This window comes from Bartonella sp. W8122 (assembly GCF_016102485.1).
GTDB lineage: Bacteria > Pseudomonadota > Alphaproteobacteria > Rhizobiales > Rhizobiaceae > Bartonella > Bartonella apihabitans.
Genome location: NZ_JACFOO010000002.1, coordinates 26401 through 41320, shown reverse-complemented (window position 1 = coordinate 41320; position 14920 = coordinate 26401). Strand labels below are relative to the sequence as shown.

Here is a 14920-nt window from a genome sequence, read left to right as displayed (position 1 = left end):
TTAATTTTTATGAGGGGAGGAATTACGGTTGCGTTCTGGTTTGCAATCCGTAATCTCTCCTTGAAATTGAAAGAATCTGGTAAATAGAATGACGACAATTGCGCAATCAATCTGCCAAACAATTGCTGGCGACATCAAGGCAAGTCAATCTCAGGTTGCTGCCGCAATCGCCCTCATTGACGAGGGGGCAACCATTCCCTTCATTGCCCGCTATCGCAAGGAAGTAACCGGTGGCCTTGATGATGGCCAATTGCGCCTGTTATCGGAACGGCTCATTTATCTTCGTGAAATGGAAGCACGTCGCGAAGCGATTATTCAAGCAATTCGCGAACAGAACAAGCTTAGTCCGGAACTGGAAGAATCTTTAAGAAAAGCAAGCTCGAAGGCCGAATTGGAAGACCTTTATCTCCCGTTCAAACCAAAGCGGCGTACCCGTGCCGAAATTGCCAAAGAAAACGGCTTATTGCCGCTTGCGGAGGAAATTCTGAAAAATCGGAACGAAGAACCGGAGCTTCTTGCCAAAGATTATATCAATGACAAAATTTCCGATGTCAAAGCTGCTCTTGACGGTGCTCGCGATATTATTTCGGAAACCATGGCGGAAAATGCCGAACTCATCGGAAATTTACGTCACTATATGCAATCACATGCCTTTATCCATGCCAAGGTTGTTGCCGGTAAAGAGCAGGAAGGCGCGAAATTTTCCGATTATTTTGACCATAGCGAAAAATGGTCGACTGTGCCAAGCCATCGCGCACTGGCAATGTTTCGCGGGCGTAACGAAGAAATCCTGAATGTCGATATTGAAGTCGACGAGGATATTCCAAATGGCGAAAAACCGGTCATAAAGCTGATTAAACAGGCCTACAAAATCGGCAATCAGCTCCCCGGAGATATTTTTCTTGTGAGTGTCGCTTTATGGGCATGGCGGGTAAAGCTATCTTTACATCTTTCGCTTGATTTGATGCGCGATTTGCATGAGCGCGCCGATGAAGAAGCAATTTCTGTTTTTGCCCTTAATCTCAAAGCACTTTTATTGGCTGCACCGGCGGGTGAGCGGGCAACAATGGGGCTTGATCCGGGTATCCGCACCGGTGTCAAGGTTGCAGTGGTCGATAAAACCGGAAAACTCAAGGAAACCGCAACCATCTATCCATTCCCGCCGAAAAATGATGTTCGCGGTGCAGAGGCGGTGCTTGCCGCTCTCATTAAAAAACATCAGGTTGATCTCATTTCTATCGGCAACGGGACAGCAAGCCGCGAGACAGAAAAACTTGTTGGCGATTTGTTGAAACATATGCCAGCGCCCCGTCCGACAAAAGTCATTGTTTCGGAAGCCGGTGCTTCTGTCTATTCGGCTTCCGAACTTGCCGCAAACGAATTTCCCGATCTTGATGTGTCACTGCGCGGGGCAGTTTCAATCGCCCGGCGTTTGCAGGATCCGCTTGCCGAATTGGTTAAAATCGAACCGAAATCTATCGGTGTCGGGCAATATCAGCATGATGTCGACCAGTTCGAGTTGATGCGGGCTTTAGACGGTGTTGTTGAAGATGCGGTGAATGCCGTGGGCGTTGACCTTAACACCGCTTCGCCATCTCTGCTTGCCCGTGTTTCAGGGGTGGGGGCATCATTGGCCGATGCAATTGTTGCTTATCGTGATGAAAATGGTCCGTTCAAAAATCGTAACGGGTTGAAGTCGGTACCGCGCCTCGGTGCAAAAACATTCGAGCAATGTGCGGGTTTCTTGCGTATTAGAAATGGCGATGAACCGCTTGACGCTTCGGCAGTTCATCCGGAGGCCTATAGTGTTGCACGAAAAATTGTCGCCGCGTGTGGCCGTGACTTGCGGTCATTGATGGGCGATAGCGCTGCTTTGAAAAAACTTGACCCGAAAACATTTATTGACGAGCGGTTCGGCTTGCCGACCATTAAAGATATTTTGAGCGAATTGGAAAAACCCGGACGTGATCCGCGGCCGGAATTCAAAACCGCAACTTTTGCCGAAGGTGTTGACGAGATTTCGGACCTCAAACCGGGCATGAAGCTTGAAGGGACAGTCACCAATGTCGCCAATTTTGGTGCATTTGTTGATATTGGCGTGCATCAGGACGGGCTTGTCCATATTTCACAACTTGCCGACACTTATGTGAGTGATCCGCATAAAGTTGTGAAAGCCGGAGATATTGTTTCTGTGACAGTGCTTGATGTCGATAGCGTACGCAAACGCATCTCGCTAAGTATGAAAAAACATCCCGATAATCCGGATAGTCGTGCAAAAACTGCTTCTTCGGAAAATTCGCAACGCAATCATCCGCATCAGGTGAAAAATAAAAAGCCGGTTTCGGAAGAGGGTAGTTTCGGTTCGGCTCTTGCAGAAGCATTGCGCAAACGCCATTAAATTTAAGCAAATGCTATCAAATGTTGATGAGCAGATGCGAAAATTTGCGAAGATGCACTCTTTGCCGAACGTTGAATAAACGTGGTTTGACAGAAATTACCCGTTTTGAATACAGCAATAAAACGATATCGGACAAGGCTTTTTATGATCGGGCGAGGCCTGAATCATCATGGGCAAGGGCTGTGCCTTCCGGCTTTTGTGCCCAAAGGCATTTGTCTTCTTTATCAGAGCTTGCGAGGGGATAGGTTAATGAAAGCGTTTTCATGTCAAAAGACTTGAAAGCGACAATCGGGATAAATACTAAAGAAACCGGAAAGGCGGATAGGTGCGCTTAAGCGTGTCTCCGGCGCTTGTGCGCGCTCGCGAAATTTTTCAAGCCACGATGAAAACGGATATCGTTTCGGGAAAACCGAATTTCTATTTATAAAGCCGGTGGTTGTTCTTTTGCCCATTTTGTTGCATTCCGATAGCAAACCATCAAGGGCAATCGTGAACAAATATGAGCGCACTAAAAACAAAAAGCCGGTTTAACCGGCCTTTTATTTTTAACCAAATTGTTTTCCGTTTATTTCTTTTGGGATTTGGCCGCTTTTTGGCTGTCCAGTTGCTTATAGGCTTCCGTCAATTCCGATTGCATGGGAGCACAGTTTTTGGTGTGGGCAATGTCCTGTAACACGCCGTTACGATTGCGCAATGCATCGATTTCCACTCTTTCCGGCGATTTCGGATCCATGAAAAACCATGCAGGAAAGAAGAAAATACCGGCTGCCCCTAATGCAACATTCTTTCCTTGTGCATTTGTGCGCTCATGGATGACAGCTTTAATCTGGCGTTCATTGGCGTAGAATTCTCGTGAAATACCTGCACAATCCATGACACTGTCGTTCGGATTGGTTAAAGCAACCGGATGGGCGTCGCGTCCGCCACAGCCAGAAAGCAGCATGGAAGTGGCAATTAAAGTGGCAATTGGAGCCACAGACACAAAATTTGTTATCCGGCTTTTATTATTTTTCATCATTGTTTCCCCTGTTTCAAGTGAAATGGCTAACGTTTCGAGTGGTCAAGCTTGCGGGCCAACCGGTCACCACAGGATTGCACGACCAGATTCATGACAATCAGAACACCGATAACGATGTTCATAATCTCCGGATTATAGCGCTGGTAACCATAGCGGATCGCCATGTCACCAAGACCGCCACCCCCCAGAAAACCGGCAAGCGACGTTGCACTGATAATTGAAATAACCATCACAGTAAAGCCGGTAACAAGGCTTGAAAATGATTCCGGTACAATGACATTGGTAACAATTTGCATGCGTGAAGCGCCCATCGAGCGGATAGCTTCGACAAGTCCCTTGTCAACCCCGCGAAATGACAGTTCTGCCAAACGCGCATAAAGTGGTGTCGCCGATAATATCAGCACAAAGATAACAGATTTGATGCCGACACCGGTGCCGACAACAATGCGCGTCACGGGAAGAAGGTAAAAAGCGAAAATGATAAACGGAATGGCGCGCACACAATTGACGAGGAAGCTCAGTAACCGGTTGAGATTTTCTTTGGGAAACAGGCTCCCTTTGGCGGTCATATAAAGGATAAGGCCGATCGGCAGCCCCAGAATGAGCGCCATAAGCGAGGAACTCACCGTCATGATGATGGTGTCTATAATTGCTTTCGGCAATTCTTTTGAAAGTACATCATACATAACCGAGAACCTCGCAATAGCGTCCATGCTTGATAAGCCAGGAAACCGCCTTGTCAAGTTTGTCTTTGTCTTTTGCCGGAAGGCCTAGAAAGAAACGTCCGACCGGTTCACCCTGAATGGTATCAATGCCGCCGTGAAGAATACGCGGAATCAGCCCGCTTTCATATTCGATGAGGTGCAGGAACGGCTCTCTTGCCACGTCACCTGCAATATTGAGCTCAATTACGGCTTCATCTCCTTCGGGCTTCAACCTTTTGGCAAATTCGGCAGGTAATTGCGGTGTAACAATGCGCAGCATCGCAATAGTGGTGTCATCTTGCGGAGAGGCAAAAATATCTCTTACCCGACCTTCTTCGACAATTTTACCCTTGTTCAGCACAACAACGCGGTTGGCAATGGAGCTTACAACTTCCATTTCATGGGTAATCAGAACAACTGTGAGATTGAGCCTTTTATTGATATCGGCAATCAATTCGAGGATGGATTGGGTTGTTTCAGGATCGAGTGCCGAGGTTGCCTCGTCGGATAGGAGCACTTTCGGATTTGCAGCCAAGGCTCTGGCAATGCCGACGCGCTGTTTTTGCCCACCGGAAAGCTCGGCCGGAAAATGTTGTTCTTTCCCTTTGAGGCTCACAAGTTCGATAAGTTCCATCGCCCGTTCGCGGCGTTTTTCTTTCGGCACACCGGCAAGCTTTAGCGGCAATGCGATATTGTCGATCACACGTTTCGATGACAACAGGTTGAAATGCTGGAAAATCATGCTGATGCGTTGACGATAGGGTGCCCATTCGCTTTCGCTCAAATGCGAAACGTCATGACCTTCAAAGAAGATTTGTCCTTCATCAATGCGTTCAAGACCATTGAGACAGCGAATAAGCGTGGATTTACCGGCGCCGCTGCGCCCGATAATTCCAAGAATTTCGCCTTTTTCAATATCGAGTGACAAATGGTCAACGGCCGCCGTTTGGGAAAAACGGCGGCTGATATTTTTAAGTGATATGATTGGTTCGGATGCTGAACCCATTTTCGAATTTACCATAATGGCTGGGCAGTTACGCCAAACACTTCCTTGATTTTTGCGCGAACCGGTTCCGAATTATAGGCAGCAACGAGTTTTTTCACCCATGGCTCGTCTTTATCGGCGGTGCGTACGACAATAATATTGTTATAGGGATTGTTTTCGGACTTTTCCCAAGCAATCGCATCTTTATCGGGTTTGAGGCCAGTGGTCAAAGCCCAGTTGGTATTGACAATGGCAATGTCGAAATCGTCAATGGCACGACCGAGCATACCGGCATCAAGCTCGCGAATTTCGAGTTTTTTGGGGTTTTCGACAATATCGAGTTTGGAGGCAAGAACATTGTTCGGGTCTTTGAGCTTGATAAAACCCATATCGTTCAAAAGCCGCAAGGCGCGACCGCCATTTGACGGGTCGTTGGGAACGCCGACGACAGCACCGTCACGAAGATGTTTCAAGTCTTTGATTTTATGGGAATAGACGCCCATCGGGAAAAGCACTGTATAGCCTACGACCGAAAGCTTGTAACCGCGCTGTTCGATTTGTGCGTCGAGATAGGGTTTATGCTGGAATGAATTTGCGTCAATATCACCGGCATTGACCGCTTCATTCGGCAAGGCATAATCGGAGAAAAAAACGAGATCAATGTTGAGGCCCTGTTTTTTGGCTTCCTGAGCGGCAACCTTCCAAACTTCCGATTCTTCACCTTCCATTGTTCCAAGCTTGATACTTGTTTTATCTTCGGCATGAGCGAGAACCGGTGCAAAAGTTGAAACACTTGCAAAAGTGGCAAAAGAAAAAGCAAGTCCGAGAACTGTACGTCTTTTGATTTTATCAAGAAACATTATTGAAACCCTTCATGTTCTTTTCAGAATGTTTCATCTCAAAACATAGGCTGAAAAATTTCCGTTCATTCATTGGTTTTAAAAATTCTGAATGCCGGTTCTAACAGGGCCCAAGATTTTTTAACCAATATGCCGATCAGTTTTACCGGAAGTGGTATAAAAACCAAGCAACATTTTCAATAGTTATCGGTTATGTGGCAGGATGATTTTTTTATAAAAACCAAATAAATGAAAATAATTTTTTCGTATATCAGTGAGAGCGCTTGCCATGATGGAAAAGTTGGGGCAGCAGCCAGCACAGGATCGAGAAGAAAATCAACATCACTAATGCGACGCCCATGCGGATGAAGTCAAAATTCGTTGCGTCTTCAGGAATAAAAAGTGCAGTGATATAACCGGCACAATCTAGTATAGCCTGTGCAACAGCACGTAACATTTTTGCCTCCACATATTACCGGAAGATAGACCGGTATTTCTGTATGGTTTTCTTTACTTAGTTTTATATACAATCATGAATGTTGCAAAGATAAAAAACTATCTTTTGGTAAAAAAGGCCGATTCGCCGCAATTTTGTTATTTAAAATGGTTTTAAAATTATTTTTGCGGTGTAAACGGTGCTTGAAAATTGCGTTTTCCTGTAATTTTTTCTCCATCTTCATGAGTCGCTGGAATTTTGCGATATGCGCTTTTGCCGAAATCAGTCATTCAATCATGAGAGCGTATGTGTGCTTGAAAAACGCTTTCATAAATGTCGGAAAAAAATTGCTGCCAAGTGCTTTATTGTTTTTTAGGCGTTAAGCCCACGCATGGCTTCATGATGCAGCTTATTTCTGTTTTATGTTTTAAAACCGAAGTAAAGTAGCTCTCATTGTCGAATGATATTTTTGAGTTAAAAAAACCCCTGCGAGAAAATCCCGACAGGGGCATTTTTATCTTTTTATAACGGCTTTTAAGCTCGTAAAGTCAAATATGCTTTGACTGAGCTTTTACGCTTGAGCTTTTTTGGGTGTAATCAGATTGCGGGCGATCAGAAGTTCGGCAATCTGCACCGCATTAAGCGCTGCACCTTTGCGCAAATTATCGGCAACAACCCAGAAAGACAGGCCGTTTTCAACCGTGATATCCTCGCGGATACGGCTGACAAAGGTGTCATCTTCGCCGGCTGATTCATAAGGTGTCATATAGCCGCCATCCTCATGCTTGTCGACAACCTGACAACCTGGAGCATTACGCAGGATTTCGCGTGCTTCATCGGCACTGATGGGTTTTTCAAACTCGACATTGACGGCCTCGCCATGGCCGATGAAAACCGGAACACGAACGGCGGTAGCCGTAAGCTTGATTTTCGGGTCGAGCATTTTCTTGGTTTCGGCAACCATTTTCCATTCTTCTTTGGTGTAGCCGTCTTCCATGAATACGTCGATATGGGGAATAACGTTAAAAGCAATACGCTTGGTGAATTTGCGCACCGTAATAGGGTCTGCCACAAAAACTGCGCGCGATTGCTCGAAAAGTTCGTCCATTCCGGCTTTTCCCGCACCCGAAACCGATTGATAGGTTGAAACTACAACACGCTTGATAGTTGCGGCATCATGCAGAGGTTTTAGAGCAACCAGAAGCTGGGCTGTCGAACAGTTCGGATTGGCAATGATATTATGTGTTTTGAACCCTTCGATTGCATCCGGATTGACTTCCGGAACAATGAGCGGAACATCAATATCATAACGCCAGGCCGAAGAATTATCGATAACGACAGCGCCGGCCGCACCAATTTTTGGTGCCCATTCTTTGGAAACATTGCCACCGGCAGACATCAGGCAAATATCGGTGTCAGAAAAATCGTAATTATCAAGAACTTTGGTCTTCAATGTTTTGTCACCGAAGGAAACTTCTGTTCCCAATGACCGATGCGAAGCGAGTGGTACAACTTCATCAGCCGGAAAACCACGCTCTTCGAGAATGTTGAGCATTTCTCGTCCAACGTTTCCCGTGGCACCTACAACAGCAACCTTAAAACCCATTTAATCAGAACTCCTGTCTCTCTCCGTGTTTTGTGAAGAAGCCCGGCGGCCGTCAGGCTTACCCCCCGGGCCGCACCCGGGAGAGAGCAGGTTGGCCAAGGGACGTCAGATAATTTTCTTTGTCGTTTTTTTGTGGCCAATAATTGTCAAGGATGCGCAGCAGTGATCGAGGCCGCGATTGCAGCTCGAAAACCGATCGATATGGAACCGAGAAAAGTCCATTTTTAAACTCCTTGATCGCATTGGTTTTAGCTTATTTTCAACCTCTGTCAAGAAACACAATAATAATCGGTTATTTTTCATGTTGAATTCTTTTTGGTTTAGCAGGTTACATAAGACAAATCGGTCATTTTATCAGACTTTAAAGACAAAATTTTTCCCGCTAACAAAGCTTGAATTTCAAGCAATTGAAAGAGGAAGTATCGAGCGGCAAAAATTTTTGAAGTTTTGAATGCCGATAAAATCAGTTTTTAAAATTTTTCAGGCTTAAATATTAAAGAGCAATAAAGCCGTTTAAAAATGAACAAAAAGCGGCGTTTTCCCACCGCTTTTCGGGGCTTATCTTTATTCAAAGAACAAAATTGATGAATGTTTTCGAGCAGTATTTCAACTTGACCGGCGTTAATCCGGCCAAGTTTTCTTCATGAAAATCTATTCATTAATCCGCTTGGAAAAGCCGGTTTCAAGCAGCCATCATTTTGAATTTTTGCAAAATGGCATCCCCCATTTCACTGGTTGAAACTTTTTTCATGCCTTCCGAATAAATGTCGGCTGTACGCACACCATCATCAAGAACGGCAGAAATAGCCTTTTCCAGCCGGTCGGCTTCCGCCCCCATGAGGAAAGAATAGCGCAGGCACATAGCAAGTGACGCGATCATTGCGATAGGATTGGCAATGCCTTTTCCGGCAATGTCGGGAGCAGAGCCATGAACCGGTTCATAAAGCGCATGGCGCTTGCCGGTCTTCTTGTCTTCCTCGCCGAGAGAGGCAGAAGGCAACATACCGAGCGAGCCTGTAAGCATGGCTGCAATGTCGGAGAAAATATCGCCGAAAAGATTGTCCGTCACAATAACATCGAACTGCTTGGGGGCGCGTACCAATTGCATGCCGCCGGAATCGGCCAACATATGTTCAAGCGTTACATCCTTGTAATCCTTGTCATGGACCTCTGTAACGACTTCGTTCCAGAGAATGCCCGTTTTCATGACATTGTGTTTTTCAAGAGAAGTCACTTTGTTTTTGCGGGTGCGTGCAAGGTCAAAAGCAACTCTTGCAATGCGGTCGATCTCATAGGTGTCGTAAATCTGGGTATCAATTGCGCGTTTTTCCCCATGGCCGAGGTCGATAATTTCTTTCGGCTCTCCAAAATAAACGCCGCCTGTGAGCTCGCGTACAATCAATATATCAAGCCCGTCAACAAGTTCGCGTTTAAGCGACGAGGCAGAAGCAAGCGAGGGGTAGCAAATGGCCGGTCGCAAATTGGCAAACAGACCGAGATCTTTGCGAAGCCGCAACAACCCCGCTTCGGGCCTTACCTCATAAGGAACCTTTGCCCATTTCGGGCCACCAACAGCACCAAAAAGCACGGCATCGGCTGCCAAAGCCCGTTTCATATCGTCTTCCGAAATTGCTGTGCCATAAGCATCATATGCGGCACCCCCGACAAGCCCTTCTTCACACTCGAAATCAAGCCCGAGTTCTTTATCCATATAAGTAATGATTTTTTTAACTTCGGCCATCGACTCAACGCCGATACCATCTCCGGGAAGAAGAAAGAGTTTTCTGGAAGCCATAACGATTGCGCCCTCTCAAATAATCAAAACGATTGGACAACAAAATCCCAAGCAATCTCTAACAATATCGTTCTCTATAATAATAGAAAGGATCAACCGCCTTGATTGGAATAGTGTGACCACAATCTACGTTATAGCATGGTCTTTCGAAAGCGAAACAAGGTTTTAGAAAAATTATATTTCGTTTTCTTCCAATGGGCGCGCTTCCGAGGCGAGCATAATCGGTATGCCGTCACGAATAGGAAAAGCGAGCTTCGCTTTTTTGGAAATAAGTTCCTGCCGTTCTTTGTCGTAATGAAGTTCTCCGCCTGTTACCGGACAGACCAGAAGTTCAAGCATTTTCGGGTCGGTAGTATATTTGACCATCAGATCATATCCAATCCTTCGAACCGAGAGCCGCGTTCAATTGAGCGGTTTATCATCACCACTATGTTCCATGAGCGAGCGTTCTGTCAAAGCAACGAGGGTCGCAGCTCGGGCAACAATATCTGGTGCTTCAAGAAGCGCCTGTTTTTCGGCAGTTCCGAAAGGCGCCATGATAGCAAGCGCATTGACAAGCGATTCTGTCGGTGCCTGCATGATCGAATCCCAATCGGCTTCCATTTCATGGGCGTCGAGAAATTTTTCAAAAGTATCAAGAAGCTCTTCGCGATTGATTTTATCGCCTGCATCCGGTTGCTCGACAAGGTCGCTTTCATCAATCGTAATTTTTGCAATCCGGTAAGGTTTGTCACTTGCAATTTCTTTTTGAAGTTTGAAACGACAAACACCTTGTAAGCCGATCATCAGCCGGCCATCTCCGGTTTCGGCAAAACTTGTGATGCGCCCGATACAGCCGGTTTTATAAAGCTCCGGCTTTTCGGCATTGTTTGATTCCGGCTCCGGCTGGATAATGCCGATCAACCGGTTTCCTTTTATTGCATCTTCAACAAGTTCAAGATAACGCGGCTCGAAAACATTAAGCGGCAAATAGCCATTCGGTAAAAGCAGAACCCCTTCGAGTGGAAACAGGCCGATTTCGTCGGGCAGGTCTTTCACCTGAATATAGTGGGCATTTCCAGCTTTCATTGTTTTTTATCGTCCAGAGCCATAAAGGTTTTTAAAAATTTGAACGAGATATTTTTTAACATCCCGATAATGATAAAGTCTTCAAGGTCACAGGCAGACAAGCCATCAAGAAAACAATAATGATGACAGTTTTCTGCGCGCGGTCAATGTTGCCGGATCCATTGCGCCCCAAGCTTCGAAAAACTGTAATAATTGTTTTCTTGCGCCGTCATCATTCCACGTTCTATCTGCTTTCATGATACCGAGCAGCAAATCGGCCGCATCGTTGCGCTTGTTTTCGGCATTATAAACAAGAGCAAGGTCATAGGCTGCCTGATAATCTTTCGGATTTTCGGCAATGCGTTTTTTCAATGCTGTCGGGTCGCCCAATTTGGCGGTTTCCTCTTTAAGAGCAATTTTTGCTTCGACAGCACGAATAGCCGGGTCGGACTTTTTGGCATCCGGAACAGCTTTGAGAATGCCTTTTGCCTGATCGAGTTCACCGTGTTCGACAAGCATATCGGCAAAAGCGGCAATAACGGTGACATTGTCAGGTGCCTGTTTCAGAATTTGCGCATAAAAAGTTGCAGCACCTGTCACATCGCCACTTTTGCGCAATTCATTGGCTGTCTCCAAAGCTTCGTCAATTGCTGCTTCTTTTTCGTTACCCGTTAGTTTTGCAACAAATTTCTTGACTTCGCTTTCCGGCACCGCCCCCATAAAACCGTCAACAGGGTGGCCATCAACAAACGCAATGACGGCAGGTACGGAACGTATTCCCATCTGGCCGGGAATGGCCGGATGTTTATCAATATCGAGTTTGACGAGTTTGACAGCGCCTTTTGCTGCCTTGACTACTTTTTCAAGGACAGGCCCCAATTGCTTGCACGGGTTACACCATGTTGCCCAAAAATCGACGATAACAGGTTGTTTTTTTGATTCGACAAGGACATCCTTTGAAAAATCGGCCGTAGTTGTATCCTTGATGACTGAATTATCTGCCCCGCCTGTTTGATTGGCCAGATTTACATTTGCATTCATTTGCCCGCCTTGTGGCGCAAAAGGATTGTCACTCATTATCAAGTCCTGTTTCTTACGAAATGTCTATTCGTTTCTATTCTCAAAATCGTGCCTTTGGATATGAATTTCAACCCTCTTCCTCTGAAACCTGAATAATAAGCGGTTCATGATTTGTGGCGCGAACAAATTTCACAAGATCTTCTCGCGCAATCGACGTAGTTGCCTCGTTGGTCATCGGGTGGCAATTGATAATAGGGTGATTGTAAAGAGCCTTATCAAGAATGAATGTTACATGATTGTCTTTATCATTTATCAAACCGAAAACGCTGACGGCACCCGGATAAAGGCCGAGATATTCGGAAAGTTTTTCAGGGCTACCAAAGGAAAGGCGCCCCGATGCACCGATTTTGTCATGAAGATGTTTAAGATCGACAACCGAATAAGCTCCCAGTGTAACCAGAAAATAATGCCCCTTCTTGTCCTTCAGAAACAGATTCTTGGTATGGGCGCCGGGAATATTTTGTTTAATATCCTCGCCTTCTTTGACGGTAAAAACAGCCGGATGGGTTGTTGTTTTGACATGAATGCCAAGTGTTTTTAGAAAATCCAATAATTCCTGTTTTCCTGCCGGCATTTTTAGTCCCTTATTTTGATTTTGTTGTCATTCTGTTTTAAATCGTCATGTTATTTTATGGCATTTAATTTTTATGTCGGTTTTTTGATGCTCGAGTTGAAATAGTTTTCCTTCCTTTAAGGAGCTTGTCTGATGACTGCAACGTTATGGGTGGCTTTTGGCGGCGCACTGGGCACAGTTTTACGTTACTGGTTATCGCTCCTCATGGTTCCGGTCAGTAAAAATCTGCCATGGGGAACAATTCTTATCAATATTGTCGGGTCTTTTGTGATCGCATTTTTTGGCGTTATCACAATGGCAGAGGCAAAATGGCCAGTGAGCGAGAATATCCGGCTTTTTGTCATGGTGGGGATTTGCGGTGGCTTTACGACCTTTTCTTCCTTCAGCTTGCAGAGCTTCGAACTTTTGAAAAAAGGTGCAGTCGGTGAGGCTTTTTTCAATATTATTATTTCTGTCGTCTTTTGTCTTTTCGCGGCCGCTTTGGGATTTTATCTTGGCAGCAAGATCAATCATTAAGAGTTTATAGAAAACAAAATTGTTTTAGCTTTATTATCACAATAAATTGTCATGACCATATGGGGAATTGTTATGAACATATGGGTTAAATATCCTGACTTAGTCGGGGGAAATGATTTTTTGAGGATGACTTCACTTTGAAGATCGGCTAGAACCGGTGCCATGTCAGGGAGGGGTCAATAGAGCCCTTTCCCATCTTTTTGCGGGAGAGTGTAAAAATACAGTCAACCGTGTTTTGGCCGCCGAAGGGGAAAACAGCCCGTAATCTCTCAGGCACAAGGAACCGTAAAAAGATCAAGACAGCTCTGGAAAGTCGGGTTTGTCCCGCGCCGAAGGTGTAAGTGGAGGGGAGAGCTTTCCACAAGTCTCTCAGGCTCAAGACAGAGGGGTGTGAAATAGATACATTGTGTATCTATTGGCGCAACCTCGGAGCAATTTATGGGCAACTCTCAAGAAGACCTTAAAACTTTGCCGCTTTTTCACATGCATGAAAAAGCCGGAGCCAAATTCGGCAATTTTGCCGGATGGAACATGCCGCTCACTTACCCGCTCGGCGTTATGAAAGAGCATTTGCATACACGTGCCCATGCGGGTTTGTTCGATATTTCGCATATGAAACTGATACTGGTTGAAGGTAATGGTGCAGCCGACTTTTTGTCAAAAGCCCTGCCACTTGATGCCGAAGCACTGCAAATCGGCCAGTCGCGTTATAACTACCTTTTGAATGAAGAGGCGGGTATTCTTGACGATCTCATTGTTACCCGCCTTGGCGAGAAACGTTTTATGGTCGTTGCCAATGCCGGTAATGCGACCGCCGATATTGCCGAACTTCAAAAACGCGCGCTTAGGCTTGACTGCACAATCGAACCGCTTGAACGCGTGTTTTTGGCGCTTCAAGGGCCTGAGGCTTTCGATGTTATCAAAAAAGCAGGTTTACCGGGAAATGAACTTCATTTCATGCATGGTTTCGAGCCGAAGAAAAACTGGTTTATGACACGTTCGGGCTATACTGGCGAGGATGGATTTGAAATCGGCCTTCCCGTCAATGAAGCGGAAGCACTTGCCGAAAAACTGTTGAGCGACCCGCGCGTAACATGGATAGGTCTTGCCGCACGTGACAGTCTGCGACTTGAAGCGGGCTTGTGCCTCCATGGCAACGACATCACCGCAAAAATCAATCCGGTTGAAGCGGCAATTACCTGGGCTGTCACCAAACCGGTGCGTGAGAAGGGAGAATTTTTCGGTGCCAAGGCTTTTCTTGAAGCATTGAAAAAGGGTGCAACACGCCGCCGTGTCGGTTTGATGCCTGAAACACGCCAGCCGGTGCGCGCCGGTGCAGAAATTTTTGACAAGTCGGGCAAGCTTGTCGGTCACGTTACATCAGGCGGTTTCGGCCCGTCATTCAATGGTCCTGTTGCAATGGGTTATGTTGCAATCGACCTTGCAAAAGCCGGAACCGAGCTTGAAACTGAAGTTCGCGGTAAGAAAATACCGCTTGTTGTCCACACACTTCCCTTTGTCGAACATCGTTATTTTAAAGGATAAAACACATGGTTAAACTGTATTTCACCGAAGATCATGAATGGATCAGTCTTGATGGTGATCTTGCAACGGTCGGCATCACAAACCATGCTCAGGAGCAGCTTGGCGACCTTGTTTTCGTCGAATTGCCGGAAGTCGGCAGCACGGTCAAAAAGGGCGACTCTGTTGCTGTTGTCGAATCGGTCAAGGCTGCATCCGACGTTTTTTCACCGGTTGATGGCACAATTAGCGAAGTCAATGAAGCTTTGAGCGACGACCCGGCACTCGTTAACCAGAAGGCAGAAAAAGAAGGCTGGTTGTGGAAGATGAAAATTTCCGATGCGAGCCAGCTTGACGGCTTGATGGATGAAGCCGGTTATATCGCAATGATTGGATAATAA

Annotated in this window: 16 protein-coding genes and 1 riboswitch; of the genes, 4 read left to right on the top strand and 12 right to left on the bottom strand. The window is 45.9% G+C overall.

What is annotated here, in order from left to right:
* The first annotated feature begins 88 nt into the window (after nucleotides 1–88).
* Entirely contained in the window at nucleotides 89–2398 is a 2310-nt protein-coding gene (locus tag H3S83_RS10360) for a Tex family protein (RefSeq protein WP_198239739.1), read from the top strand.
* A 142-nt stretch (nucleotides 2399–2540) separates the two neighbouring features.
* Here H3S83_RS10360 and H3S83_RS11605 read toward each other — a convergent pair whose 3' ends face one another.
* The 12 genes from H3S83_RS11605 to H3S83_RS10305 form a co-directional block, all read right to left on the bottom strand.
* A complete protein-coding gene (locus H3S83_RS11605) occupies nucleotides 2541–2663 on the bottom strand; it encodes a hypothetical protein (protein WP_255520581.1) in 123 nt (40 codons plus the stop codon).
* 300 nt (nucleotides 2664–2963) lie between these two features.
* Nucleotides 2964–3416 carry a hypothetical protein gene (locus H3S83_RS10355; RefSeq protein WP_078040034.1) on the bottom strand — a complete coding sequence of 151 codons (453 nt, stop codon included), beginning with the start codon at nucleotides 3414–3416 and terminating at the stop codon, nucleotides 2964–2966.
* Between the two features lie 26 nt (nucleotides 3417–3442).
* Nucleotides 3443–4102, bottom strand: a complete 660-nt coding sequence (locus tag H3S83_RS10350; protein WP_198239738.1) for a methionine ABC transporter permease — start codon at nucleotides 4100–4102, stop codon at nucleotides 3443–3445.
* The gene (locus H3S83_RS10345) at nucleotides 4095–5141 is read right to left on the bottom strand and encodes a methionine ABC transporter ATP-binding protein (protein ID WP_370540911.1); all 1047 of its coding nucleotides are present in this window, start codon (nucleotides 5139–5141) and stop codon (nucleotides 4095–4097) included. Before H3S83_RS10345 ends, H3S83_RS10350 begins: the two co-directional genes overlap by 8 nt.
* Complete coding sequence (locus tag H3S83_RS10340) at nucleotides 5135–5965, bottom strand: MetQ/NlpA family ABC transporter substrate-binding protein (RefSeq protein ID WP_198239737.1); 831 nt, start codon at nucleotides 5963–5965, stop codon at nucleotides 5135–5137. The genes H3S83_RS10345 and H3S83_RS10340 overlap by 7 nt, the downstream gene beginning before the upstream one ends.
* Before the next feature lie 250 nt (nucleotides 5966–6215).
* Nucleotides 6216–6401, bottom strand: a complete 186-nt coding sequence (locus H3S83_RS10335) for a hypothetical protein (protein WP_077972743.1) — start codon at nucleotides 6399–6401, stop codon at nucleotides 6216–6218.
* A 550-nt stretch (nucleotides 6402–6951) separates the two neighbouring features.
* Nucleotides 6952–7986 (bottom strand): aspartate-semialdehyde dehydrogenase, encoded by a 1035-nt coding sequence (locus H3S83_RS10330; protein WP_198239736.1) that lies wholly within the window; start codon nucleotides 7984–7986, stop codon nucleotides 6952–6954.
* 682 nt (nucleotides 7987–8668) lie between these two features.
* The gene (gene leuB / locus H3S83_RS10325) at nucleotides 8669–9781 is read right to left on the bottom strand and encodes a 3-isopropylmalate dehydrogenase (protein ID WP_198239735.1); all 1113 of its coding nucleotides are present in this window, start codon (nucleotides 9779–9781) and stop codon (nucleotides 8669–8671) included.
* 174 nt (nucleotides 9782–9955) lie between these two features.
* Nucleotides 9956–10147, bottom strand: a complete 192-nt coding sequence (locus tag H3S83_RS10320; RefSeq protein ID WP_198239734.1) for a Trm112 family protein — start codon at nucleotides 10145–10147, stop codon at nucleotides 9956–9958.
* A 36-nt stretch (nucleotides 10148–10183) separates the two neighbouring features.
* Nucleotides 10184–10849: an LON peptidase substrate-binding domain-containing protein gene (locus tag H3S83_RS10315; RefSeq protein WP_078040029.1), complete on the bottom strand. Its 666-nt coding sequence runs from the start codon at nucleotides 10847–10849 to the stop codon at nucleotides 10184–10186.
* Between the two features lie 105 nt (nucleotides 10850–10954).
* Nucleotides 10955–11905: a thioredoxin gene (gene trxA, locus H3S83_RS10310; RefSeq protein ID WP_198239733.1), complete on the bottom strand. Its 951-nt coding sequence runs from the start codon at nucleotides 11903–11905 to the stop codon at nucleotides 10955–10957.
* A 70-nt stretch (nucleotides 11906–11975) separates the two neighbouring features.
* Nucleotides 11976–12482, bottom strand: a complete 507-nt coding sequence (locus tag H3S83_RS10305; protein ID WP_198239732.1) for a prolyl-tRNA synthetase associated domain-containing protein — start codon at nucleotides 12480–12482, stop codon at nucleotides 11976–11978.
* Nucleotides 12483–12614: 132 nt separating this feature from the next.
* Here H3S83_RS10305 and crcB point away from each other — a divergent pair, with 132 nt between their 5' ends.
* The 3 genes from crcB to gcvH all read left to right on the top strand — a co-directional run bounded on the left by crcB (nucleotide 12615) and on the right by gcvH (nucleotide 14917).
* Nucleotides 12615–12998, top strand: a complete 384-nt coding sequence (crcB, locus tag H3S83_RS10300) for a fluoride efflux transporter CrcB (RefSeq protein ID WP_198239731.1) — start codon at nucleotides 12615–12617, stop codon at nucleotides 12996–12998.
* A 295-nt stretch (nucleotides 12999–13293) separates the two neighbouring features.
* A riboswitch (glycine riboswitch) is annotated at nucleotides 13294–13392 on the top strand.
* A gap of 44 nt (nucleotides 13393–13436) precedes the next feature.
* Complete coding sequence (gcvT, locus tag H3S83_RS10295) at nucleotides 13437–14543, top strand: glycine cleavage system aminomethyltransferase GcvT (RefSeq protein ID WP_198239730.1); 1107 nt, start codon at nucleotides 13437–13439, stop codon at nucleotides 14541–14543.
* A gap of 5 nt (nucleotides 14544–14548) precedes the next feature.
* A complete protein-coding gene (gene gcvH, locus H3S83_RS10290) occupies nucleotides 14549–14917 on the top strand; it encodes a glycine cleavage system protein GcvH (RefSeq protein ID WP_077972727.1) in 369 nt (122 codons plus the stop codon).
* The last annotated feature ends 3 nt before the right edge of the window (nucleotides 14918–14920 follow it).

Excerpts from the sequence above, each read along its gene's own strand:
- H3S83_RS10360 (WP_198239739.1), top strand. The coding sequence starts at position 89 with ATGACGACAATTGCGCAATCAATCTGCCAAACAATTGCTGGCGACATC.
- H3S83_RS11605 (WP_255520581.1), bottom strand. The coding sequence starts at position 2,663 with ATGAAAACGCTTTCATTAACCTATCCCCTCGCAAGCTCTGATAAAGAA.
- H3S83_RS10355 (WP_078040034.1), bottom strand. The coding sequence starts at position 3,416 with ATGATGAAAAATAATAAAAGCCGGATAACAAATTTTGTGTCTGTGGCT.
- H3S83_RS10350 (WP_198239738.1), bottom strand. The coding sequence starts at position 4,102 with ATGTATGATGTACTTTCAAAAGAATTGCCGAAAGCAATTATAGACACC.
- H3S83_RS10345 (WP_370540911.1), bottom strand. The coding sequence starts at position 5,141 with ATGGTAAATTCGAAAATGGGTTCAGCATCCGAACCAATCATATCACTT.
- H3S83_RS10340 (WP_198239737.1), bottom strand. The coding sequence starts at position 5,965 with ATGTTTCTTGATAAAATCAAAAGACGTACAGTTCTCGGACTTGCTTTT.
- H3S83_RS10335 (WP_077972743.1), bottom strand. The coding sequence starts at position 6,401 with ATGTTACGTGCTGTTGCACAGGCTATACTAGATTGTGCCGGTTATATC.
- H3S83_RS10330 (WP_198239736.1), bottom strand. The coding sequence starts at position 7,986 with ATGGGTTTTAAGGTTGCTGTTGTAGGTGCCACGGGAAACGTTGGACGA.
- leuB (WP_198239735.1), bottom strand. The coding sequence starts at position 9,781 with ATGGCTTCCAGAAAACTCTTTCTTCTTCCCGGAGATGGTATCGGCGTT.
- H3S83_RS10320 (WP_198239734.1), bottom strand. The coding sequence starts at position 10,147 with ATGGTCAAATATACTACCGACCCGAAAATGCTTGAACTTCTGGTCTGT.
- H3S83_RS10315 (WP_078040029.1), bottom strand. The coding sequence starts at position 10,849 with ATGAAAGCTGGAAATGCCCACTATATTCAGGTGAAAGACCTGCCCGAC.
- trxA (WP_198239733.1), bottom strand. The coding sequence starts at position 11,905 with ATGAGTGACAATCCTTTTGCGCCACAAGGCGGGCAAATGAATGCAAAT.
- H3S83_RS10305 (WP_198239732.1), bottom strand. The coding sequence starts at position 12,482 with ATGCCGGCAGGAAAACAGGAATTATTGGATTTTCTAAAAACACTTGGC.
- crcB (WP_198239731.1), top strand. The coding sequence starts at position 12,615 with ATGACTGCAACGTTATGGGTGGCTTTTGGCGGCGCACTGGGCACAGTT.
- gcvT (WP_198239730.1), top strand. The coding sequence starts at position 13,437 with ATGGGCAACTCTCAAGAAGACCTTAAAACTTTGCCGCTTTTTCACATG.
- gcvH (WP_077972727.1), top strand. The coding sequence starts at position 14,549 with ATGGTTAAACTGTATTTCACCGAAGATCATGAATGGATCAGTCTTGAT.